The sequence below is a fragment of the Pseudomonas sp. NFACC43 genome (assembly GCF_900119645.1).
Taxonomy (GTDB): Bacteria; Pseudomonadota; Gammaproteobacteria; order Pseudomonadales; family Pseudomonadaceae; genus Aquipseudomonas.
The window spans coordinates 582913-606541 of sequence record NZ_FPKK01000001.1 but is presented as its reverse complement, the minus strand read 5'-3'; the positions used below and the strand labels follow the sequence as shown (position 1 = coordinate 606541).

Sequence of the window (23629 nt, the reverse complement as noted above, 5' to 3'; positions counted from 1 at the left end):
GGAAAAACCCGGCTCAGGCCGGGTTTTTCTTTGCCTGCGATTTATGAAATGAGGAACCAATAGCTGCGGTGAGTGGTGATTCTGTGAGCGCTAACGATCAATTGTGGGAGCGAGCCTGCTCGCGATGCGTCGGATCATCCAACAGAGAGGTTGACTGACTGACCGCTATCGCGAGCAGGCTCGCTCCCACAGGTTTGTTGTTTGCGGTTACAACGCTGCTGCCTGGACCCAGGTCTGTTGTGCCTGGGTTAACTGCGCGCCAGCCGCTACTGCCCCGATGACCAGGATTGCCGGGCTCTTGAGCTCGAACGTGCTGGCGTCGGCTTCCATCGAGGCTAGGTCGCTGCGGCAGTCCCGCTGGTGGGGCAGGGAAGCGTTTTCGATCATGGCCACCGGGGTATTCGCCGCCAGGCCACCTTTGAGCAGTTGCTCGCGGATTTCACTCAGTTTCGCCACCCCCATGTACACCACCAGGGTCGTCCCGCTCTGGGCCAGCGCCTGCCAGTTCAGGCTGCTGCCGTCCTGGGTGTGGGCCGTGACCAGCGTCACGCCCCGGGCGATCCCGCGCAGGGTCAGCGGGATGTCGCACTGGGTGGCGCCCGCCAGGCCGGCGGTGATGCCGTTGACCAGCTCAACGTCGACACCGTGTTCACGTAGCCACTGCGCCTCTTCACCACCCCGGCCGAAAATGCACGGGTCGCCGCCCTTGAGGCGTACCACGCATTTGCCTTGGCGGGCATAGCGCAGCATCAGGCGATGGATGAAAGCTTGTGGCGTGGATCGGCATCCGCCGCGTTTGCCCACGGCGATGACGCGTGCGGTGGGGCAATGCTCAAGCACGGCGCCATTGACCAGATCGTCGATCAGCACCACGTCGGCTTCGTGCAGGGCGCGCACGGCCTTGAGGGTCAGTAATTCCGGGTCGCCAGGACCTGCACCCACCAGCCAGACTTTTGCGTTCATAGTGTTTTCCTCACGAGACTGCCGCCACTGGTCGCGCAGTGGCGACCAGCAGACGCTTGATTTCCGGTACACAGGAACCGCATTGCGTGCCGCAACCCAGTTCCTGTTTCAGCCCTTGCAGGTCCAGGCCGCGTTCGATGCCCGCGCAGACCGCTCGCTGGCTGACGTTCATGCAGTTGCACAGGGTCTTGCCGCCGCCCAGCGCGGCGCCGGTATTGCCTGGTGGTGCACTCAAGGGCGCCAGCAACCAGCGTCGCAACTGCTCGTCGGCACGGCCTTCCAGCCACAGGTTCTGCAGCCAGTGCCGGGCCAGGGTTTCGCCGGCCAGGCGGATGGCCGTTATACGGCCGTTTTCGATGCGGACACGTTTGCCGATGGCGCGACGCGGATCGTCATAGGCCAGCACCGGCCCCTCGATCAGGCCCAGTTGTTCGTCAATCGCGTGCAGCAATTGCGGTTCGGGGGCCAGGGCGCTGGCGGCGCGAATCAGCAGCGCCGGACGCTCACGGCCGGTAAGGCTCAGGCTGACGTAGGCAAACGCCTCACACAGCGGTCGCAAGGTCTCCAGGTGCAGCTGGACATCGCCTTCGACCAGGGCGTAAAGCTGCCAGGGCAGGTTCACCGGTTCCAGGCGCACGCCGCTGTGCTTGAGTTCCGGCTGTTTCGACAAGGGATCGAAGGCTGGTTGCGTCAGGGTATTGACCCCGCCCTTGAGGAACCGGTCGCCCCAGTGCATGGGCAGGAACGCCTGTCCGGGGCGCACGCTTTCATCGCTGTCCACGGCCACGATCACGGCGCCGCGACGGCTCTTGAGGCTGACCAGGTCGCCGGCCTGCAGGCGATGGCGAAGCAGTTCGTCGGGATGCAGGCTCAGCACGGCCTCGTTCACATGGCCAAACAACTGCGCAGCGGTTCCGGTGCGGCTCATGCCATGCCACTGGTCCCGCAGCCGGCCGGTGTTGAGGGTCAACGGGAAGCGGGCATCGCGCAGCTCCCTGGCGGCGCGATAGGGGTCGGCCACGAAGCGGGCACGGCCGCTGTCGGTAGGGAAAATCCCATCCACATACAGGCGCGGAGTGCCTTCGGTGGCGCCCTCCGGGAACGGCCATTGCTGAGGACCCAACTGGTCGATCAGCGAATGGCTGATGCCCGACAGGTCCAGGTCGCGACCTCGGGTCAGTTGCTTGTATTCGTCGAACAGCTGGGCCGGCGCATCGAAATCGAACAGGCTGGGTTGGCCGGGGCGCAGGCGTTTTTCCAGGCGTTGTGCGAAATCCACGGTGATTGCCCAGTCCGCTCGGGCTTCGCCCGGTGCGGCAACGGCCCGACGAACGTGGGAAATGCGCCGCTCGGAGTTGGTCACCGAGCCTTCTTTCTCGCCCCAGCTGGCTGCCGGCAGCAGCAGGTCGGCGAATCCGGCGGTCTCGGTGGTGCGGAAAGCCTCTTGCAGGACCACGAACGGGCAGGCCTGCAGGGCCTCTCGCACCGCTGTCTGGTCCGGCATCGATTGGGCAGGGTTGGTACAGGCGATCCACAGTGCCTTGACCTTGCCGTTGCGCACCTGCTCGAACAGTTCGATGGCGCTCAGGCCCGTGGTGGCGGGTAGCTGCTCGACGCCCCAGTAGCGAGCGACTTCGGCCCGGTGCTCGGGATTGGCGGCTTCGCGATGACCGGGCAGCAGGTTCGACAGGCTGCCGGTTTCGCGACCGCCCATGGCATTGGGCTGGCCGGTCAGCGAGAAAGGACCGGCGCCCGGCCGGCCGATCTGTCCGGTGGCCAGGTGCAGGTTGATCAGTGCGCTGTTTTTCGCGCTGCCGGCGGTGGATTGGTTAAGGCCCATGCACCACAACGACAGGAAGCTCGACGCGTTGCCGATGGACTCGGCGCACTGATGCAATTGCTCGACGCTGATGCCGCACAACTGGGCGACCATGGCGGGAGTGTAGTCGCGCACCAGGTTCTTCAGGTCCGCCAGGCCTTCGGTATGGGCCTTGATGAAGTCGCGGTCGACCCAGTCTTCCCACAGCAGCAAGTGCAAGATCCCATGGAACAGGGCGACATCGGTGCCCGGCAGGATCGCCAGGTGCAGGTCCGCCAGGTCGCAAGTGTCGGTGCGACGGGGATCGATGACGATGATTTTCATCTGGGACCGTTGGGATTTTGCAGCTTCCAGGCGTCGAAACAGGATCGGATGCGCGTAGGCCATGTTGCTGCCGACGATCATCACGCAGTCGCTCAGTTCCAGGTCTTCATAGCTGCAAGGGGGGGCATCGGCACCCAGGCTGCGCTTGTAGCCCACCACGGCCGAAGACATGCACAGCCGGGAATTGCTGTCGATGTTGTTGGTACCCACCAGCGCCCGGGCGAGTTTGTTGAAAGCGTAGTAATCCTCGGTCAGCAGTTGGCCGGATATGTAGAAGGCCACGCTGTCCGGACCATGTTCGGCGATGGTATCGGCGAACACGCTGGCGGCGTGATCCAGGGCGCTGTCCCAGTCGGTACGGGCCCGGGCCAGGCCCTTGCCCAGGCGCAATTCGGGATACAGGGCGCGGGCGGCCAGGTCGCCGGTCAGGTGCAGGGTGGAACCCTTGCTGCACAGTTTGCCGAAATTGGCCGGATGGGCCGGATCGCCGCTGACGCCGAGGATGCGCTCGTCGTCATGCTCGATCAGGACGCCGCAACCGACCCCGCAGTAACAGCAGGTCGAGGCAGTGGTCTGGCGGTTCATCAGCTTGCGTCCCGCAGGGCCAACTGCACCCGGCCGTTTTCGACCCGGGCCGAATGATGATGGGCGCAGCCCACGTCGGGGGCTTGGGCCTGACCGCTTTCCAAGTCGATCTGCCAGTTGTGCAGCGGGCAGGCCACGCGCTTGCCGTAGACCAGGCCTTGTGACAACGGCCCGCCCTTGTGCGGACAACGGTCATCGAGGGCGAACACTTCATCGTCGCTGGTGCGGAAAATCGCGATATCGCCTTCAGGACCATTGATGATGCGCGAACCGAGGATGTTGATCTCCTCCAGTGCGCAGATATCCAGCCAGTTCATGCCGGCACCTCCAGGTTTTTCACGGGAATGACCTCGAACTCTTTCTTGAGCTGAGGTTGTTCCAGGCGTTGCTTCCAAGGGTCCTGTTCCAGCGACAGGGAGAACTTCAGGCGTTCGTGGAGGGCCTTGCGCCGCTCGGGGTCTTCCAGCACGGCTTTCTTGATGTGCTCCATGCCGACTCGCTGCATGTAATGCACAGTGCGTTCAAGGTAGAAGGCTTCCTCGCGGTACAGCTGCAGGAAAGCGCCGTTGTATTCGCGCACTTCTTCGGCGGTCTTGAGCTTGACGAAGAACTCCGCCACCTCGGTCTTGATCCCGCCGTTGCCACCGATGTACATCTCCCAGCCGGAGTCGACGCCGATGATGCCGACGTCCTTGATACCGGCTTCCGAGCAATTGCGCGGGCAGCCGGAAACGGCCAGTTTCACCTTGTGCGGCGACCACATGTTGAACAGGTCATGCTCCAGCTCGATGCCCAATTGGGTCGAGTTCTGGGTGCCGAAGCGGCAGAACTCACTGCCTACGCAGGTCTTCACGGTGCGGATGGATTTGCCGTAGGCGTGGCCGGACGGCATGTCGAGGTCTTTCCAGACCCCCGGCAGGTCCTGCTTTTTGATTCCGAGCAAATCGATGCGCTGCCCGCCCGTGACCTTGACCATGGGCACGTTGTATTTGTCGGCCACGTCGGCGATGCGTCGCAGTTCCGAAGGATTGGTCACGCCGCCCCACATGCGCGGGACCACGGAGTAGGTGCCGTCCTTCTGGATGTTGGCATGGGCGCGTTCGTTGATCAGCCGCGATTGTGGATCGTCCTGGGCTTCGCCGGGCCAGGTGGAGATCAGGTAGTAGTTCAATGCCGGACGGCAGGTGGCACAGCCGTTCGGGGTGCGCCAGTTCAGGTAACTCATGGTCCCGGCGATGGTCAGCAGGTGCTGGTCGCGGATCGCCTGGCGAATCTGGCCGTGGTTGAGGTCGCTGCAACCGCAGATGGCCTTTTCGCTTTTCGGCTTGACGTCCGCTGCGCCACCGACGGTGTTGATCAGGATCTGTTCCACCAGGCCGGCGCAGGAGCCACAGGAGCTGGCAGCCTTGGTGTGTTTTTTCACATCATCGACGCTGAACAGCCCGTGTTCCTGGATCGCCTTGACGATGGTGCCCTTGCACACGCCGTTGCAGCCGCAGACCTCGGCGCTGTCGGCCATGCTCATGGCCTTGTCCTGGCCTTGGTGGCCAACGTCGCCCAAGGCGTTCTCGCCAAACATCAGGTGATCGCGGATCTCGCTGATGGCATGGTTTTCACGGATCTGGCGGAAATACCAGCCGCCATCTGCCGTATCGCCGTACAGGCAGGCACCGACCAGCACGTCATCCTTGATCACCAGCTTCTTGTAGACGCCGCCGATGGGGTCGGAAAGGGTGATGGTTTCGGTGCCTTCGCCGCCCATGAAGTCGCCGGCGGAAAACAGGTCGATGCCAGTCACTTTCAACTTGGTCGAGGTGACCGAGCCTTTGTAAGTGGCGAAGCCCAGTTGGGCGAGGTGGTTGGCGCAGACCTTGGCCTGTTCGAACAACGGTGCGACCAGACCGTAGGCGGTGCCGCGATGGTTGGCGCATTCACCGATGGCGTAGATGCGCGGGTCGTAGGTCTGCATCGTGTCGTTGACCAGGATCCCGCGGTTGCACGGGATGCCGGCCTTTTCCGCCAGTTCGACATTGGGGCGGATACCGGCGGCCATCACCACCAGGTCGGCGGGAATGATGTCGCCGTTCTTGAACTGCACCGAGCCGACCCGGCCATTGCCGGCGTCGTGCAGGGCCTGGGTCTGCTCGCTGAGGCGGAATTTCAGGCCGCGATTCTCCAGGGCGGTCTGCAGCAACTGGCCGCTGGTCTTGTCCAGTTGCCGCTCCAGCAACCATTCGCCCAGATGCACTACGGTCACGTCCATGCCGCGCAGCTTCAGGCCGTTGGCCGCTTCCAGGCCCAGCAGGCCGCCGCCGATGACCACGGCGTGCCTGTGGGTCTTGGCGGTGTCGATCATCGCCTGGGTGTCGGCGATGTCGCGGTAACCGATCACACCGTCCAGGGTGTTGCCGGGAATCGGCAGGATGAACGGGGTGGAGCCGGTGGCGATCAACAGGCGGTCATATTCGGCTTCGCTGCCGTCCTCGGCGATGACCCGGCGTTTGACGCGATCGATCTGCACCACCTTGCGATTGAGCAGCAGGTTGATGTTGTTGTCCTGGTACCAGGCCAGGTCGTTGAGCACGATATCTTCGAACGTCTGTTCGCCGGCCAGTACGGGGGAGAGCAGGATGCGGTTGTAATTGGTGTGGGGTTCGGCACCGAACACCGTGATGTCGTACAGCTCGTTGCTCAGCTTGAGCAGTTCCTCGAGGGTTCGAACCCCGGCCATGCCATTGCCGATCATCACCAGTTTGAGTTTTTTCATCAGGGTTCTCCGCAAGCTCATGTCCGTTTCATCACGGCGATCGGACTGGCTCGGCAATTTTCACGAAAACAAAAAAAGGCGTCCCGCTAGCAAGCTAGCGAGGACGCCTTTGTCCTGGTCCCGTTCTCTCGGGAAGCACCGCCTTCATCGTTGGAGGCGTTGCCTTATGTCTGTTGAAAGGGATTTATGCAGTGGTTGTGCCAACTGGCTCGAAGGCGCGGATTCATTGAGCAGCGGGTTGATTGAGCGGGTTTTGGAGGGATTTATTGCACCGAATCAAAGCGTGTTGCCCGGTAATGGAGCGTCTTGCAGGAGCAGTTGTATGGACGATCGGGCTGCCATCGCGAGCAAGCTCGCTCCCACATTGGATCTGCGGTGGACACACACACCCTGCGGGAGCGAGCTTGCGCGCGACAGGCGCGACCGGATCTCAGCTGTGAAACACCAGAAACAGCAGCACGACATTCACCACCAACGACACCAGCGCCAACGTCCGCCAGACTTTCAGCGGTTCGCGCTCCAGCAGCGGACGGGGCCTGACGCTCAAGCTGCGGCGCTCGCCCTGTTCCAGCAATAACAGCCATTCCTCGGCGGTTTCGAAGCGTTGGCCAGGATCGGCGGCAACGGCCCGCTCCAGGCTTTGCCCGAGCCATTCGGGCAGGTCCGGCCGGTAACGGTTGGCGCTGACCGGCACGCCAAAGCGCGGCCGCTGGAAGGCCTCGATTTCACCGTAGGGGTAATGCCCCGTCAGCAGGAAGTACAAGGTCACGCCGACCGCATACAGGTCCTGCTGTGCGGTGGGGGCGATACCGCCGAAGGCTTCCGGGGCAATATAACTTGGGGTTCCCGGCAAGACATTGGCCTGGTCCTCCGACAGTCCCGGGCAATACGCCAGGCCGAAATCCAGCAGGCGCAGTTCCCCATCGTCCCCCAGGTGCAGGTTTTCCGGCTTGATGTCGCGATGGTAGATCTGCCGTCGGTGCAGCAACCCCACGGCCCGTACCAGCCGCTGCGCCAGGTCTTGCCATCGGGCCAACGGCAAGGTGCCGCCCCGGTCGAACAGTTCGGCCAGGGTGATGCCCGGGTATTCACGCATCACGTAGTACAGGTGCTGACGTTGGGCAACCCCATGGACTTCCGGAAACTGCCGGCCTGCGACCCGGCGCAGGAACCATTCCTCGGAGAGCAGCGCCTGCCCGGCCCGGGTGTCGTCCCGCAGGTGCCCAGGCAGGGTTTTCAACAGCCACGGCTGGCCCTGACTGTCGTGTACCCGATACAGCAACGATTGCTGGCTCTGGCCGAGCAGCCCTTCGATCCGCCAGCCTTCGAACACCTGGCCTGGTTTCAGGGCCGGGGGAAGGGGCCATTGCTGCAGTTGAATCAGCGCATCGCCGATGCTTGCTTCACCCAGTGCATCGACCCGTACCAGCAGCGCGCTGGCGTTGTCCTGGCTGCCGGCCAGGTGTGCGGCGTTGACCAGCGTCTGGGCCGCGAGGTCCAGGTCCGGTTGGTCGCGCAGGATGCCGGCGATGGCCGTGTCCCCCAATACCGCCCAGACGCCGTCGCTGAGCAGGACGAAGGTTTCGTCGGTGCGCAGTTCGCCGTCGAGGAAGTCGAGGATCAGGTGCTGGTCCAGCCCCAGGGCACGCTTGAGCACGTGCTGCATGCCCTGCTGTTCCCAGACGTGGTCTTCGCTGACCCGTTGCAACTGATCGGCGTGCCAGCGGTAGACCCGACAATCGCCCACATGGGCCAGGGTGAAGCGTCGGCCCCGTAGCACCAGGGCACTGACAGTGGTAAGCAGGGGCTGTCCGCCACCGTTGGCCTGCAACCAGCGGTTCTGTGCCAGCAACAGCCGATCCAGGGCCTGGGCCACCCCCCAGGTCTGTGGCGTGGCGTAGTAATCCAGGGCCAGCGCCTGCAACGTCGAACGGGCGGCCAGGCCGCCATCGGCGCATTGGCTCACGCCGTCGGCGATGGCGAACAGGTAGCCCTTGCTGGCGGCCAGGGCCGGGGCTGGCGTGACCAGGCGCAGGGCGTCCTGGTTTTCCTCGCGCGGGCCGATGGCACTGGCTTCGGCGAAACTCAGTTGCAGGCTCATGGTGGTTGGTTATACCCGGGCCGCAGTAACGGCGGCCGAACCCCAGGTGGTCCTCCAGCGGCGCTTGACGCCGTGCAGGCCGAACCAGGCCAATACGCCGAGACTGGCGAACAGCCACAGCGCCAGTTGATAGCTGCCGGTGCTCTGCTTGATCGCCCCCATGCCCGCCGCCAGGGCGAAGCCACCGATACCGCCGGCCATGCCGATCAGCCCGGTCATGACCCCGATTTCGCGACGGAAGCGCTGCGGCACCAGTTGGAACACCGCGCCGTTACCCGCCCCCAGACCCAGCATGGTGCAGACGAACAGGGCCAGCGCCGCGTAGGAGCTTGGCAGGTTGAAGCCCACCGCGGCGATGCACACCGCCGCGATGGTGTACATGCCCAGCAGGGTGCGAATGCCACCGAAACGGTCCGCCAGGGCGCCGCCCAGCGGGCGCATCAGGCTGCCGCCGAAGACGCAGGCGGCGGTGTAGTAGCCGGCTGTCACCGGACTCAGGCCGTACTGGTCGTTGAAGTAGCCAGGCAGGGCGCTGGCCAGGCCGATGAAGCCGCCGAAGGTCACGCTGTAGAAGAACATGAACCACCAGCTGTCACGGTCACCCAGGGCCTTGAGGTAATCGGCCATGGATTTGGCTTTCGGCCGCTCCGGCGCGTTCTTGGCCAGCCAGGCGAACAGGACCAGGGTCAGGCCCAGAGGGATCAGGGCGAAGCCGAATACGTTGGTCCAGCCAAACGTGGCGGCCATGACCGGTGCGATCAGCGCGGCCAGCACGGTGCCCGAGTTACCGGCACCGGCGATGCCCATGGCCTTGCCCTGGTGCTGCGGCGGATACCATTGGGAGGCCAGCGGCAGGGCGACGGCGAACGATGCGCCGGCCACGCCCAGGAACAGGCCCAGCAGCAATGCCTGCTCATAACTGTGGATGCCCAGTTTCCAGGCGCAGAACAGCGCACCGATCACGATCACCTGGCCGACCATGCCGGCGGTTTTGGGGGAGATCCGGTCGGCCAGCAGGCCCATGAGCAGGCGCAGTACGGCGCCGGCCAGGATCGGCGTCGCCACCATCAGGCCGCGCTGCTGGGTGGTCAGTTGCAGGTCGGTGGCGATTTGCACCGCCAGTGGGCCGAGCAGGTACCAGACCATGAAGCTCAGGTCGAAGTAGAGGAAGGCTGCGAACAGGGTCGGGGTGTGGCCGGATTTCCAGAAGCTTGAATTCATCGCGCACCTCAGCGGTAAAAGTCTCGGGTAATGAGTCAGTGCTTCGAGGTGGTGCGCCGTCATGGCGACCCCACCGACCCCGGACGGTGGGGCCAAAGCAAAAAAAACGCCGCAACCCGGGCCGCCTGGGGGCGAGCAGGGTGTGCGACGTCTTTGTCGTAGGTGGGCAACCGCCGTTGGCTACCGGTGAGATTGCTTAAGCGAGATCTGTGCCAACAGGAGGGATTGGGCTGAGGACTATCGCGAGCCAGCTCGCTCCCACAGAGGGGCTGGGGTGAACACAATATCTGTGGATACCCCGGATCAACTGTGGGAGCGAGCTGGCTTGCGATGGCGCCAGGCCAGGTGCTTCAAGGTTTTCAGCCCAGCAGCTCATTCATCGCGATGATCTGCTCCGCCACCTGGATCAGCTTCTGCTGGCGGCTCATGGCCTGGCGGCGCATCAGGGTGTAGGCCTGTTCCTCATTGCAGGCTTTCATCTTCATCAGCATGCCCTTGGCCAGTTCGATGCGCTTGCGTTCGGCCAGTTGCTGGTCCCGTGCCAGGAGCTGGGCCCGCAGGGCCTGGTCGCTTTCGAAGCGGGCCATGGCCACGTCGAGGATCGGCTGCAGGCGCGCGGCGTGGATGCCTTCGACGATATAGGCGCTTACGCCGGACTTGATCGCCTGGCGCATCACATCCGGGTCGTGCTCGTCGGTGAACATGACGATCGGTCGTGGCTGGTCGCGGCTGACCAGCACCACTTGTTCCATGACGTCTCGTCCCGGTGACTCGGTATCGATCAGGATGACATCCGGACGCACTGTTTCGACGCGTTCCGGCAAGTCGATGGTCAGCCCGGATTCGTCGATGACGTCGAATCCGGCCTCCGTCAGGGCAGCCTTGAGGCGCCCGACCTTTTTCGCGGTGTCGTTGATCAGCAGGATACGCAACATGGTCGGGGCTCCTGTCAGCGGCTGGCGAGAAGGGGAGCCGCATCGCTCAAGGCGTGCAGTTTGAAGCCACGGGCATACCCGGCCGGATCGGAACCGTCCCAGCGGATGCCGTCGATCAACTGGCTGCTGCGCATGTCCTGGCGTGGGGACGCGATGCCCAGCGCCGCACAGGCCTCATGGTACAGCTCGAGCTGTTGGACCTCCCGCGCCACGGCGAGGTAATCCGGGTCTTCGCGCAGCAGCCCCCAACGCCGGAACTGAGTCATGAACCACATGCCGTCGGACAGGTACGGCACGTTCACCTCGCCGTTGCCGTGGAAGCGCATGGCGTGGGGATCCTGCCAGCTGTTGCCCAGGCCGTCGGCATAGATGCCGAGCAGGCGGGGCTCGATGCAGTCCAGCGGTGCGTCGAGGTACTCGGGCGCGCTCAGCAGTTGCGCGGTGCTGCGACGGTTCTCGGTACTCTGTTCGATGAATCGACTGGCTTCGAGGACAGCCATCACCAAGGCCCGCGCGGTATTGGGGTACTGCTCCACGAATGCTCGTGTGCAACCCAGGACCTTTTCCGGATGATCGGGCCAGATGGTCTGGGTGGTCGCCAGGGTGAAGCCCAGGTTCTGCTTCACCGCGCTGGCACACCAGGGTTCGCCGACGCAGAGGCCATCGATGCGCCCGGCCTGCAGGTGGGCGACCATCTGTGGCGGCGGGACCACCACGCTGTCGACGTCCGACAAGGGGTGGATGCCTTGGGCGGCGAGCCAGTAATAAAGCCACATCGCATGGGTGCCCGTGGGGAAAGTCTGGGCGAAGGTCAGTTTCGTGCGAGTTTGGTGCACATGGCGTTCCAGTGCCTCAGGACTGGTCACGCCCAGGGCCTGCAGGCCATGGGAAAGGTTGATGCTCTGGCCGTTCTGGTTCAGGCCCATCAGTACGGCCATGTCGGTCGGCGCGACGCCACCGATACCCAGGTGTACGGCGTAGACCAGGCCGTACAGGCTGTGGGCCGCGTCGATTTCACCGCTGACCAGCTTGTCCCGCAAGTTGGCCCAGGAGGCCTGGCGCTTGAGGTTCAAGGTCAGGCCGTAGGGTTGGGCGAACCCCTGGGTAGCGGCCACCACGACCGGGGCGCAGTCGCTCAGGGCCATGAAGCCGAGATCGAGCACGCTTTTTTCCGGTGCATCGCTGCCATTGACCCAGGCCAGGGGAGTGGCTGGAACTTCATTCATCGGGCATCACCTTCCACATGAAAAAGCGCCGTACCCGGGCTGCTGCCAGAGCAGTGCCGGATGACGACGCCATTGTCCTCTTTAAACAGTGTGGCACTCATTCCGCCGTTGGTATGAGCGCCGATGACCGAAAAGGGTGCAAGGCATATGCCATCGGTGCTGTTTTATGCAGGCGCCTCGCTGAACCGGCGCTGCGCGGCTATAATCGCCGCCTCATTTTGTCGCCCGAGTCAAAGCCGCCCATGTACACCCTGGCCCGTGAACTGCTGTTCAAACTTTCCCCGGAAACCTCCCACGACCTGTCCCTGGATCTGATCGGCGCGGGCGGGCGCCTGGGCCTCAATGGCCTGTTGTGCAAGGCGCCGGCGAAGTTGCCGGTGACCGTGATGGGGCTGCAGTTCCCCAACCCCGTCGGCCTGGCGGCAGGGCTGGACAAGAATGGCGCGGCCATCGACGGATTCGCGCAACTGGGATTCGGTTTCGTGGAAATCGGCACTGTCACGCCACGGCCGCAACCAGGCAACCCCAAGCCCCGGCTCTTCCGCCTGCCCCAGGCCGAGGCGATCATCAACCGCATGGGTTTCAACAACCTCGGCGTCGATCATCTGCTGGCCCGCGTGGCGGCGGCCAAGTACAAGGGCGTGCTGGGCATCAATATCGGCAAGAACTTCGACACCCCGGTGGAACGTGCCGTCGACGATTACCTGATCTGCCTGGACAAGGTCTACGCCCACGCCAGCTATGTCACCGTCAACGTCAGCTCGCCCAACACCCCGGGCCTGCGCAGCCTGCAATTCGGTGACTCGCTCAAGCAGCTGTTGGCCGACCTGGCCCGGCGTCGCGCTGAGCTGGCGACGATTCATGGCCGGCATGTTCCCCTGGCGATCAAGATTGCCCCGGACATGAGCGACGAGGAGACCGTACAAGTGGCCCAGGCCCTGATGGAGACCGGAATGGACGCCGTGATCGCCACCAACACGACGCTGGGGCGTGAAGGTGTCCAGGGGCTGGAGCACGGTGACGAGGCGGGCGGGCTGTCCGGCGCGCCAGTGCGCGACAAGAGCACCCATACGGTGAAGGTACTGGCCGCCGAACTGGCCGGACGGCTGCCGATCATCGCCGCGGGCGGGATCACGGAAGGCCGCCACGCCGCCGAAAAAATCACCGCGGGGGCGAGCCTGGTGCAGATCTATTCGGGCTTTATCTACAAAGGCCCGGCGCTGATTCGTGAATCGGTGGATGCCATCGCGGCGTTGCGTTGATTGATCTCTGAAACCCACTGCGGCGAAGGGATTTATTGTGGTGAGTCGATCTATCCGTGGCGAGGAGATAGATCCCCTCGCCACAAGGGCGTTTGCCACAGGAAGCCGGGCATTAAAAAGGGCTCCTCGAAGGAGCCCCTGGGCCGTAGCCCGCCGTCCGGATGGGACGCGCGTGGTTAAATCGTTGTGAGTATCAGATTGTCGAGTTCTTGAGTGTTAAGCCCTGTGTCAGCCGACGGCGTGAAGTTCGTTGAGTCTGTGGATACCCGCAGTGCCGGTCATACCGTCCCAGTTGTCGCCACGTCCTTCTCGCCAGCCATTGATCCAGGCTTGACGTACCGACGGTAGAGTAAAGGGGCAAAGCTCACGGGATTTACCACCAACGCCATATTGGTAACCGCGTAAAAATGCTCTTTCCAACGGATCACGCTTAAGTCTTCTCATAGGGTGTTGCCCTCACTTGTTGACTGTTGCTTAGCGTCGACCTCTATCGAGGCCGGGGCAGAATCATTCTGCCGTTGGTGGCTCGTTGCCGGCGTGACGAGCCAAGGTGTTGGCGCCGTTGCGACGTCAACCTGTGTTGAGTTCTAACCAAAGCGTCACATGGATGGAATGATCGTTTTGTCATAAGCACGTACCAATAAAGATGTTAGGGAGATAAGTAACATGATGTTCGTTGACCGCTTTTGAGCAAGACCCCTGTATGATCGGCCCTGCGTGGAAGGGGCTATCCTGTTGCGAATGAGAATGTCCTCGTACGGCCGTCGGGTACTATTCGACGAAAGGGACGCGTTTTCCCCGATTTGTTCCACAGAATTTTTTATCTGCCCCCGCATCTAAGCTTTTTTAACCCGAGCGGCGAGGGTGGAACGGCACATTCTCGTGCCACCGGGTGCTCTGGACCTGTACGAAAAGCCACTGTGCAGGCCCAGGTGAAAAGCACCTGATTGAACCCGACAGGCAATGCGTTGCCTGTCCACTTAGCCAAAGGCTCTGGAATTCCAATGTCCGATCGTTTCGAACTCTTCCTCACCTGCCCCAAGGGCCTAGAAGGCCTGCTGCTCGAGGAAGCCGTCGGGCTTGGCCTTGAAGAGGCGCGCGAGCACACCTCGGCCGTGCGCGGCATGGCCAACATGGAAACCGCCTATCGCCTGTGCCTGTGGTCGCGCCTGGCCAACCGCGTGTTGCTGGTGCTCAAGCGCTTTGCCATGAAGAGCGCCGACGACCTGTACCACGGCGTGCTGGATGTAGACTGGCAGGATCACATGCTAGCCGATGGCACCCTGGCGGTGGAGTTCAGCGGTCATGGTTCGGGCATCGATAACACCCACTTCGGCGCGCTGAAGGTCAAGGATGCCATCGTCGACAAGCTGCGCACGTCTGCGGGGGAGCGGCCATCCATCGACAAGCTCAATCCGGACCTGCGCATCCACCTGCGCCTGGATCGCGGTGAAGCGATCCTCTCCCTGGACCTGTCCGGCCACAGCCTGCACCAGCGCGGCTACCGCTTGCAGCAGGGCGCTGCGCCGCTCAAGGAAAACCTCGCGGCGGCCATTCTGATCCGGGCCGGGTGGCCGCGTATCGCCGCCGAAGGCGGGGCGCTGGCCGACCCCATGTGCGGCGTGGGCACGTTCCTGGTGGAAGCCGGGATGATCGCCACCGACATGGCGCCGAACCTGCGCCGTCAGCAGTGGGGCTTCACTGCGTGGCTGGGCCATGTGCCGGCGTTGTGGAAAAAACTCCATGAAGAAGCCACCGCCCGCGCCGCTGCCGGGCTGGCCAGGCCACCGTTGTGGATTCGCGGCTACGAAGCCGATCCACGACTGATCCAGCCGGGCCGCAACAACGTCGAGCGTGCCGGCCTGAGCGAGTGGATCAAGATCTACCAGGGCGAGGTCGCCACGTTCGAGCCGCGGCCGGACCAGAACCAGAAAGGCCTGGTGATCTGCAACCCGCCCTATGGCGAGCGCCTGGGCGACGAGGCCAGCTTGCTGTATCTCTACCAGAACCTTGGCGAGCGTCTGCGCCAGGCTTGCCTGAACTGGGAGGCGGCGGTGTTCACCGGTGCCCCGGACCTGGGCAAGCGCATGGGGATCCGCAGCCACAAGCAGTATTCCTTCTGGAACGGCGCCTTGCCGTGCAAATTGCTGCTGATCAAGGTGCTGCCCGACCAGTTCGTCACCGGCGAGCGCCGCACCCCGGAACAGCGCCAGGCGGAGCGCGAGCAAGCCCTTGCCGAGCAGGATCAGGCCCCGGCTACGCCGCAAGAGCGTCAGTACAACAAGAACGGCAACCCGATCAAACCGGCCCCGGCCCCGGTGGTCGAACTGGCCCGGTTGAGCGAAGGCGGGCAGATGTTCGCCAACCGCCTGCAAAAGAACCTCAAGCAGTTGGGCAAATGGGCCAAGCGCGAAGGCGTGGACTGCTACCGGGTCTACGATGCCGACATGCCGGAATATTCCATGGCCATCGATCTGTATCACGACTGGGTGCACGTCCAGGAATACGCCGCGCCCAAGTCCATCGACCCGGAAAAGGCTTCGGCCCGGCTGTTCGATGCCCTGGCGGCCATTCCCCAGGCGTTGAACATCGACAAGAGTCATGTAGTGATCAAGCGCCGCGAACGCCAGAGCGGCACCCGGCAGTACGAACGCCAGAGTACCCAGGGCAAGTTCACCGAGGTCAACGAGGGAGGCGTGAAGCTGTTGGTCAACCTCACCGACTACCTGGACACCGGCCTGTTCCTCGATCATCGTCCGATGCGCCTGCGGATCCAGAAGGAAGCCGCCGGCAAACGCTTCCTCAACCTGTTCTGCTACACCGCCACCGCCAGCGTCCATGCCGCCAAGGGCGGTGCCCGGAGCACCACCAGCGTCGATCTGTCGAAAACCTACCTGGACTGGGCGCGGCGCAACCTGTCCCTCAACGGTTTCTCCGACAAGAACCGGCTGGAGCAGGGCGATGTCATGACCTGGCTGCAGGACTGCCGCGATGAATACGACCTGATCTTCATCGACCCTCCAACCTTCTCCAACTCCAAGCGCATGGAAGGCATGTTCGACGTGCAGCGTGACCATGTCCAGTTGCTGGATCTGGCCATGGCCCGCCTGGCACCGGGCGGCGTGCTGTACTTCTCCAACAATTTCCGCAAGTTCCAACTCGAGGACAATCTTGGCGAGCGCTACGCGGTGGAGGAAATCACCGCCAGCACCATCGACCCGGATTTCGCCCGCAACGGAAAAATCCACCGCGCCTGGAAGATCATGGCACGTTGAAATTTCCGGATTGGATCCACGAAGCCTTGTAATTCAAGGCTTCCAGCCGTTTTTAGTGCTGGTCAAAGTGATGGCTAATAGCTATAACTAAGCCTGTGGCCAGGGCTGTAACGATGCCTGCCCCCTTTCTTCGAGTTGGCGTTATGGCATTGCATCCGGTACGTCCCAGGATCCTGGGCTTTATCAGCGAAGATGTCTCGGCCTGGCTGGTGGCTTCACTGGTCTTCGTGGCGGGCACTTGCATGACCGGTTTGCTGACCTGGGCGATGACCAATCTGTTCAACCAGCAACTGCGCCAACGCTTCGAGCTGCAGGCCGAGGAACGGTTCAGCCGCATCGAGGAACGCTTCCAGGACCAGGAGCAGCGTCTCGATAGCCTCAGACGCTTCTTTGCCAATTCATCGGGCGTCTCCAGCGACGAATTCCACGGCTACGCCGAGGCGCTGTTGCGCCGTACCCAGGCTTTCGGCTGGGCGCCTCGGGTGACCGGGGCCGAGCGGCAGGCGTTCGAGCTTCAGGCGCGGGAGGAGGGGCTGGATGCGTTTTCCATTCGTGAGGCGGATGGTAGCGGCGGCTTGCGACCCGCTGCCGAACGGGGCGAGTACGTGCCTGTCCTGTACATCCAGAGCCAACCGTCCTTCGTCTCGCCATTGGGCCTGGATCTATTGTCTGACCCATCGCGTCGGGCGGTCCTTGAACAGGCGCGCCAGCGCGATGCCCTGGCGGTCTCGCAGCCCCTGGATCTGCTGGGAGGCGATCCGGCCTTCGCCCGTGGCGTCTTGCTGGTTGCCCCGGTGACCAGGGCAGCATCCAGGGAGCCGTTCGGTTACGTGGTGGCTGCCATCAGCATGCGCCGCCTGGTGGGTGACGGCTTGCCGGCGTCCAACCATGAAAACCTCTCCATGCGCGTCCTGGACCTGTCCGGCGATGTCCGGGAAGAAGTGCTGTTCGATTCCCCGGAGCCGCCCGGTGACAGCGATTTATCGGCGGTTCGCCTGTTGCGCCTTGGGGATCGAGACTATCGGGTAGAACTGCGGCCCAGCCGGATCTTCCTGTCAGCCAACCATTCCTCGGTATCGAGCCTGGTGGTGTTGGGCGGCCTGCTCAGTTTCCTGCTCAGCGCCCTGCTCTATGTATTGGTGAGCCAGCGGCAGCGGGCGCTGACGCTGGTGGAACAACGTACCCGGGAACTGCGTGCCCGAGAGCAGGAACTGCGCGGGACCCACAGCCAGCTGCGCGGTGTGCTGGATGCCGCGACCCAGGTGGCGATCATCGCCACGGACCTGCGAGGTGTCATCACCACGTTCAACGCCGGGGCCGAGCACATGCTGGGCTACCAGAGCAGCGAGGTCCTGCAGAGCATGACCCTCGAGAGCCTGCACGTTCCGCGTGAGCTCCAGGCGCGGGCGGCCCAACTCGCCTCGCGCTATGGCAAGCCGATACCCACCTGCCATGCGATGCTGCTGGAGAGCGGCGAGCGTGGCGGACAGCAGGCCCGGGAGTGGACCCTGGTGCGCCGCGACGGCAGCCACCTGACAGTGAACATGCTGGCCACGCCGATGCTTGACGACCAGGGGTTGTGGGTCGGCCACCTGGCGATCTGTATCGATATCACCGAGCGCAAGCGTGTCCATGAGGCACTGGCGGCCAGGGATATGCTGCTCAAAAAGCTCAGCGCCCACGTCCCCGGCGGTATCTACCAGTTCAAGATGGACTTCAACGGCAGCTTCAGCGTGATTTATGCCAGCGACGGGATCCGCGACATTTATGAGCTGGCGCCCGATGTGCTGGTCCAGAACGCGGAGGCGGTATTTTCACGCATTCATCCGTTGGACAGTGCCCGGGTCCGGGCTTCGATCCGCACCTCGGCCGATACCTTGAGCCCCTGGCGCGAAGAGTATCGGGTGCAACTGCCGCAGCGGGGGCTGCGTTGGGTGCGTGGCGAGGCGACGCCCGAACAGTTGCCGGGCGGTGGCGTGCTCTGGCATGGCTATATCTCGGATATTTCCGATCTCAAGCGCGTGGAGGAGGAACTGCGGGCCCTGTCAGTGACCGATGCCCTGACCGGTATCCGCAACCGGCGTTATTTCCAAGAGCGCCTGACTTCGGAAATGACGCGGGTCGAACGCGGCTCCGGCGACCTCTCGGTCATCATGCTGGACATCGACCACTTCAAACGCATCAACGACCAGCACGGCCATGCCGTAGGCGATCGGGTGTTGCAGGCGGTCTGCCTTCGCATTACCCAGCGCCTGCGGCGTACCGACGTCTTCTGTCGCCTGGGTGGGGAAGAGTTCGTGGTGCTGTGTCCGGATACCGACGGTGAAAGCGCCCATGCGCTGGCCATCGGGTTGTGGGAAGGGCTGCGAAATGCGCCCATCGAGGATGTCGGTGTGATTACCGCCAGCTTCGGCATTGCCAGTTGGCGTGCCGGAGAAGGGGCGGATGCGTTGCTGTTGCGGGCCGACTCAGGGGTCTATGCGGCCAAGCAGGCCGGGCGGGACCGGGTCGAGGCACAACTGGAGTAGCGACTGTCGGAAGCCGCCGATCCAGTGGGGGCGAGCTGGCCCGCTCCCACTGTGGGTCGATGGGTTACAGCACCGAAGCCGTCTGCGGCAGTTTCGGCTGGCGGTACAGGTCCAGCAGCACCTGGTCCAGCACCGAGGACGCACCCCACGGCTTCGGATCGTTGAGGATCGCTACTACCGCCCAGGTATTGCCGTTGACGTCCCGGCTGTAGCCGGCGATGGCTCGAACGGTGTTCAGGGTGCCTGTCTTGACATGGGCCTCACCGGCCATGGCGGTGGTCTTGAGGCGCTTGCGCATGGTCCCGTCGGTGCCGACGATGGGCATCGAGCTGATGAACTCCGCCGAATACGGGCTGCGCCACGCCGCTTGCAGCATCGCTGCCATTTCCCGGGCGCTCACCCGTTCGGCGCGAGACAGCCCGGAACCGTTTTCCATCACCAGGTGCGGCGCGGTGATGCCTTTCTTGGCCAGCCATTGGCGCACCACGCGTTGCGCGGCCTTGGCGTCGTCACCGTCGGCTTCGTTGCGAAACTGCGCGCCCAGGCTCAGGAACAGTTGCTGGGCCATGGTGTTGTTACTGTATTTGTTGATGTCGCGGATGATTTCCGCCAGGTCCGGCGAGAACGCCCGGGCCAGTACCTTGGCATTGTTTGGCGTCGAGGCCAGGCGATCCTGGCCCTGGATGCTGCCACCCAGTTCTTTCCAGATCGCCCGCACCGCGCCGGCGGTGTAGGTGGCGTGATCCAGCAGCGACAGATAGGTCTGGGAGCTGCAACCGTCACCGAGTTGGCCGCTGACGGTCACGTTCACGCTGCCGTCCGCTTGCGGCACCGGGTTGTAGCGCACGTTGCCGGCGCACTGCTTGCCGTTGACGGCCTTGACCTGGTTATCGATACGGATGCTGGCGATGGGCGGTTCCACCGACACCAGCACCCGCCCGCCGTCATTGCGTGCCACGAAGCGCAGGGCCTTGAGGTTGACCAGCAAGGAGTCGGGCTTGACCAGGAAAGGCTTGTTCTCGTCGTTGCCGTCGTCGTTGAACTCGGGCAGTTGCGGCTGGATGAAGAAGCCGCGGTCCAGCACCAGGTCACCCGTGACCTGCTGCACACCGTTGGCCCGCAGGTCGCGCATCAGCAACCAGAGCTTTTCCATGTTCAGCTTGGGGTCACCGCCGCCCTTGAGGTACAGGTTGCCGTTGAGGATGCCGCCGTTGAGGGTGCCGTCGGTGTAGAACTCGGTTTTCCACTGGTGGTTGGGGCCGAGCATTTCCAGCGCCGCGTAGGTGGTCACCAGCTTCATGGTGGAGGCAGGATTGACCGAAACGTCGGCGTTATAAAGGGTCGGCGTGCCAGGGCCGTTGAGCGGCACCAGTACCAGGGACAGGGCGTTGTCCTGCAGCTTGCTGGCCTTGAGGGCCTTTTGCACGTTGGGCGACAGGGCGGTATTGATGGTGGCGGCGCTGGTGTAGGCAGGAAGGGCCAGGGGAAGAAGAAGGCTGGCCAGAAGCAGTGGACGCAAAGACTTGATCATTTGAAATAAAACCCTGCGGGCGAGGGGGAAAAAACGAGGACATGAAAATTGAACGTCCTCAACGGTAATGAATGTGTCGGCATTATGCCCCAAGGCGTAGCGGCTTTGCCGTGCCCGAGTCCTTCCAGGCGCTATTTTTTTACCGACGGTAGGCGGTTGCGCCGATCAGTCGGGCAAACGGTGCTCCAAACTGGTAAAGTGCCGGCCGTTATTACTTATGAGGATTGTTTCAATGGCGACTAACCGTTCCCGGCGTCTGCGCAAAAAGCTTTGCGTGGATGAATTTCAAGAGCTGGGTTTCGAATTGAACCTGGATTTCAAAGAAGATCTGGCCGATGAGGCTATTGACGCTTTCCTCGACGCGTTCCTGAAAGAAGCCATGGAAGCCAATGGCCTGGGTTATGTGGGCGGCGACGACTACGGTCTGGTCTGCCTGCAGAAGCGCGGTTCGGTCAGCGAAGAGCAGCGCGCGGCTGTAGAAGCCTGGCTCAAGGCCCGTCCTGAGCTGACCAGCGTTGAAGTCAGCCCGCTGATCGACGTGTGGTACCCGGAAAAGCAGATCAACCCGGTCGCTTGATGTTCCGAAACCGGCAACCCTCATGGGTGCCGGTTTTTTTGCGCCTGTCGGTTGGAGCGATCGTTCCCACGCTGAGCGTGGGGGCGATCAATCCTTGCTCCAGTTCAGGATGAGCAACGTCGACACCCCCGCCACGATCCCCCAGAATGCCGAACCAATGGAGAACAGCGTCAGCCCCGACGCCGTGACCATGAAGGTGATCAGCGCCGCTTCCCGTTCCCTGGCTTCGCTCATGGCGATGCTCAAGCCATTGATGATCGAGCCGAACAGCGCCAGCGCCGCGATGGACAGCACCAGTTCCTTGGGCAGTGCCGCGAACAACGCCGCTAGCGTTGCGCCGAACACGCCGGCGATTGCGTAGAAAACCCCGCACCAGACGGCCGCCGTGTAGCGTTTGTTGCGATCCTCATGGGCGTGGGGCCCGGTGCAGATGGCAGCGCTGATGGCCGCCAGGTTGATGCCATGGGAGCCGAAGGGCGCCAGCAGCAGGGAGGCGATGCCCGTGCTGGTGATCAGCGGCGAGGCCGGCACGTTGTAGCCGTCGGCTCGCAGCACGGCGATGCCCGGCATGTTCTGCGAAGTCATCGCCACCACGAACAGCGGAATGCCGATGCTGATGGTGGCTGCCAGGGAAAAGTGCGGCGTGGTCCAGACCGGAGTCGCGACTTCCAGGGCGAAACCGCTGAAGTCCAGCAGGTCCATCACGCTCGCCAGCGCGGTACCGATCAACAGCGCTGCCAGCACGGCGTAGCGAGGCGACACGCGCTTGACCACCAGGTAGGTGAAGAACATCCCCAGCACCAGGCCGGTGCGATGCTGGGCGGCGACGAAAATCTCGCTGCCGATCTTGAACAGGATGCCCGCCAGCAGCGCCGCCGCCAGCGAGGCCGGAATGCGCTTGACCAGGCGTTCGAAGCTGCCGGTCAGGCCGCAGATCGTCACCAGCACTGCACAGGTGATATAGGCGCCGATGGCCTCGCCGTAACTCACACCGCCCAGGCTGGTGATCAACAGCGCCGCGCCGGGTGTCGACCAGGCGATGGTGATCGGTGTGCGATAGCGCAACGACAGCCCGATGGAGCACACCGCCATGCCAATGGAAATCGCCCAGATCCACGAGGAAATCTGCCCGCTGGTCAGCCCGGCCGCCTGCCCGGCCTGGAACATCAGCACCAGGGAACTGGTGTAGCCGGTCATCATGGCAATGAACCCGGCGACGATGGCCGAGAGGGAGGTGTCGGCCAAGGGGCGAAGTGGCGTAGTCGTGACTTCGGTCATGGTGCGGGATGATCCTGATTGGTAGAACAGCTAGAGCCTGACTGTGTGGCGAGAGGATTGATCCCCGATGAACTGCATGGCGGTCCTGGAAAGTCTCGTTGCAACAAGGCTGGTATGGCTGAGACCGCCCGCTTTGCGACCCGGCGGGGATCAATCCCCTCGCCTCAGATTTTGTGGTTTAAGCCTAAACTCAACGCAGTTGTCGATTGCAATACAGCCATGCCTGCAAACAGCCGTACAGTCGTGTTGCCATCAGAGGTTGTGTACAATCGAGCTGTTTTTTACACGATACTTGCCAGCGACCCGCTGTGCCGTATTACAGTCACGGTCAATTCGCCGCAGTTCTCCCGACCCGAGTGCCCATGAACGAACAGTTGCAACCCCTCAAGAAACAACCGCGAGCAGGTAAAGCCGGCCGCAGCGGAACCCAGGACGATATTGTCTATGCACATATCTTCGAGGCCATCCTCGAACAACGCCTGGCGCCCGGTACCAAGTTGAGCGAAGAGGCACTGGGGGAAATTTTCGGAGTCAGCCGCACGATCATCCGGCGCGCGCTGTCTCGCCTGGCCCATGAAGGGGTGGTGCTGCTGCGACCCAATCGGGGCGCCGTGGTGGCCAGCCCGAGTGTCGAGGAGGCTCGCCAGGTGTTCATGGCCCGGCGCCTCGTGGAACGGGCCATCACCGAGTTGGCGGTGCAGCACGCCACCGCCGAGCAACTGGCCGAACTGCGGCAGATGGTCAGCGACGAGCGCGACAGTTTTTCCCGTGGCGACCGTGGCGCCGGCATTCGCCTGTCGGGCGAGTTCCACCTCAAGCTGGCCGAAGCGGCGAAGAACGCGCCATTGATCAGCTTCCAGCGCAGCCTGGTGTCCCAGACGTCCCTGATCATCGCCCAATACGAAAGCGGCAACCGTTCCCACTGTTCCTATGACGAACACACCCAGCTGATCGACGCCATCGAGGCCCGGGACGCCACGCTGGCGGTTGACCTGATGATGCACCACATGGATCACATCGACAGCAAGCTCAACCTCGACGAAGAAAGCGCGTCGGATGATTTGCATGCGGTGTTCTCGCATCTGCTGCAGAGCAAGAAGCCTGGGCGGTCGACGGCCAAGCTCTGATGGGGTGAGCCAGTTATTCCCAGTCGCCTTCATCGCCAGCAGGCTCGCTTCCACAGTGGATTTGTGTTGTTCACATAATCCCTGCGGGAGCGGGCCTGCTCGCGATAGCG

Annotated in this window: 16 protein-coding genes; 5 read left to right on the top strand and 11 right to left on the bottom strand. The window is 63.1% G+C overall.

Annotated elements, in window-relative coordinates; all coding sequences use genetic code 11:
• Positions 1 to 207: 207 nt before the first annotated feature.
• The 8 genes from cobA to BT179_RS02550 form a co-directional block, all read right to left on the bottom strand.
• Entirely contained in the window at positions 208 to 963 is a 756-nt protein-coding gene (cobA, locus tag BT179_RS02585) for a uroporphyrinogen-III C-methyltransferase (protein WP_072389113.1), read from the bottom strand.
• Between the two features lie 10 nt (positions 964 to 973).
• On the bottom strand, positions 974 to 3691 hold the full coding sequence (locus tag BT179_RS02580; RefSeq protein WP_072389111.1) for a nitrate reductase: 2718 nt from the start codon (positions 3689 to 3691) through the stop codon (positions 974 to 976).
• Positions 3691 to 4008, bottom strand: a complete 318-nt coding sequence (gene nirD, locus BT179_RS02575) for a nitrite reductase small subunit NirD (protein ID WP_072389109.1) — start codon at positions 4006 to 4008, stop codon at positions 3691 to 3693. The genes BT179_RS02580 and nirD overlap by 1 nt, the downstream gene beginning before the upstream one ends.
• Positions 4005 to 6458 carry a nitrite reductase large subunit NirB gene (nirB, locus tag BT179_RS02570; RefSeq protein WP_072389107.1) on the bottom strand — a complete coding sequence of 818 codons (2454 nt, stop codon included), beginning with the start codon at positions 6456 to 6458 and terminating at the stop codon, positions 4005 to 4007. The genes nirD and nirB overlap by 4 nt, the downstream gene beginning before the upstream one ends.
• Positions 6459 to 6888: 430 nt before the next feature.
• On the bottom strand, positions 6889 to 8559 hold the full coding sequence (locus BT179_RS02565; protein WP_072389105.1) for a bifunctional protein-serine/threonine kinase/phosphatase: 1671 nt from the start codon (positions 8557 to 8559) through the stop codon (positions 6889 to 6891).
• 9 nt (positions 8560 to 8568) lie between these two features.
• The gene (locus tag BT179_RS02560; RefSeq protein WP_072389103.1) at positions 8569 to 9780 is read right to left on the bottom strand and encodes a nitrate/nitrite transporter; all 1212 of its coding nucleotides are present in this window, start codon (positions 9778 to 9780) and stop codon (positions 8569 to 8571) included.
• Positions 9781 to 10139: 359 nt separating this feature from the next.
• Positions 10140 to 10715, bottom strand: coding sequence for an ANTAR domain-containing response regulator (locus BT179_RS02555; RefSeq protein ID WP_053153356.1), 576 nt, complete (start codon positions 10713 to 10715; stop codon positions 10140 to 10142).
• Positions 10716 to 10729: 14 nt separating this feature from the next.
• On the bottom strand, positions 10730 to 11941 hold the full coding sequence (locus BT179_RS02550) for a CmpA/NrtA family ABC transporter substrate-binding protein (protein WP_072389101.1): 1212 nt from the start codon (positions 11939 to 11941) through the stop codon (positions 10730 to 10732).
• Positions 11942 to 12183: 242 nt separating this feature from the next.
• Between BT179_RS02550 and BT179_RS02545 the strand changes: the two genes are divergently transcribed.
• Positions 12184 to 13203 carry a quinone-dependent dihydroorotate dehydrogenase gene (locus BT179_RS02545; RefSeq protein WP_072389099.1) on the top strand — a complete coding sequence of 340 codons (1020 nt, stop codon included), beginning with the start codon at positions 12184 to 12186 and terminating at the stop codon, positions 13201 to 13203.
• Between the two features lie 228 nt (positions 13204 to 13431).
• Here BT179_RS02545 and rmf read toward each other — a convergent pair whose 3' ends face one another.
• Positions 13432 to 13647 (bottom strand): ribosome modulation factor, encoded by a 216-nt coding sequence (gene rmf / locus BT179_RS02540; protein ID WP_003223300.1) that lies wholly within the window; start codon positions 13645 to 13647, stop codon positions 13432 to 13434.
• A 560-nt stretch (positions 13648 to 14207) separates the two neighbouring features.
• On the opposite strand from rmf, the gene rlmKL reads away from it, so the two are divergent.
• Positions 14208 to 16478: a bifunctional 23S rRNA (guanine(2069)-N(7))-methyltransferase RlmK/23S rRNA (guanine(2445)-N(2))-methyltransferase RlmL gene (gene rlmKL / locus BT179_RS02535; RefSeq protein ID WP_072430335.1), complete on the top strand. Its 2271-nt coding sequence runs from the start codon at positions 14208 to 14210 to the stop codon at positions 16476 to 16478.
• Positions 16479 to 16621: 143 nt separating this feature from the next.
• Positions 16622 to 19006: a sensor domain-containing diguanylate cyclase gene (locus BT179_RS02530; protein WP_072389095.1), complete on the top strand. Its 2385-nt coding sequence runs from the start codon at positions 16622 to 16624 to the stop codon at positions 19004 to 19006.
• Positions 19007 to 19070: 64 nt separating this feature from the next.
• Here BT179_RS02530 and dacB read toward each other — a convergent pair whose 3' ends face one another.
• Entirely contained in the window at positions 19071 to 20537 is a 1467-nt protein-coding gene (gene dacB / locus BT179_RS02525; RefSeq protein WP_072389093.1) for a D-alanyl-D-alanine carboxypeptidase/D-alanyl-D-alanine endopeptidase, read from the bottom strand.
• A gap of 232 nt (positions 20538 to 20769) precedes the next feature.
• Here dacB and BT179_RS02520 point away from each other — a divergent pair, with 232 nt between their 5' ends.
• The gene (locus BT179_RS02520) at positions 20770 to 21114 is read left to right on the top strand and encodes a YggL family protein (RefSeq protein ID WP_072389090.1); all 345 of its coding nucleotides are present in this window, start codon (positions 20770 to 20772) and stop codon (positions 21112 to 21114) included.
• Between the two features lie 87 nt (positions 21115 to 21201).
• Here the strand turns inward: BT179_RS02520 and BT179_RS02515 are convergent, their stop codons facing one another.
• Positions 21202 to 22392: a benzoate/H(+) symporter BenE family transporter gene (locus BT179_RS02515; protein WP_072389088.1), complete on the bottom strand. Its 1191-nt coding sequence runs from the start codon at positions 22390 to 22392 to the stop codon at positions 21202 to 21204.
• A gap of 362 nt (positions 22393 to 22754) precedes the next feature.
• Here BT179_RS02515 and BT179_RS02510 point away from each other — a divergent pair, with 362 nt between their 5' ends.
• Positions 22755 to 23519, top strand: coding sequence for a GntR family transcriptional regulator (locus tag BT179_RS02510; protein ID WP_003183531.1), 765 nt, complete (start codon positions 22755 to 22757; stop codon positions 23517 to 23519).
• Positions 23520 to 23629 lie beyond the last annotated feature (110 nt).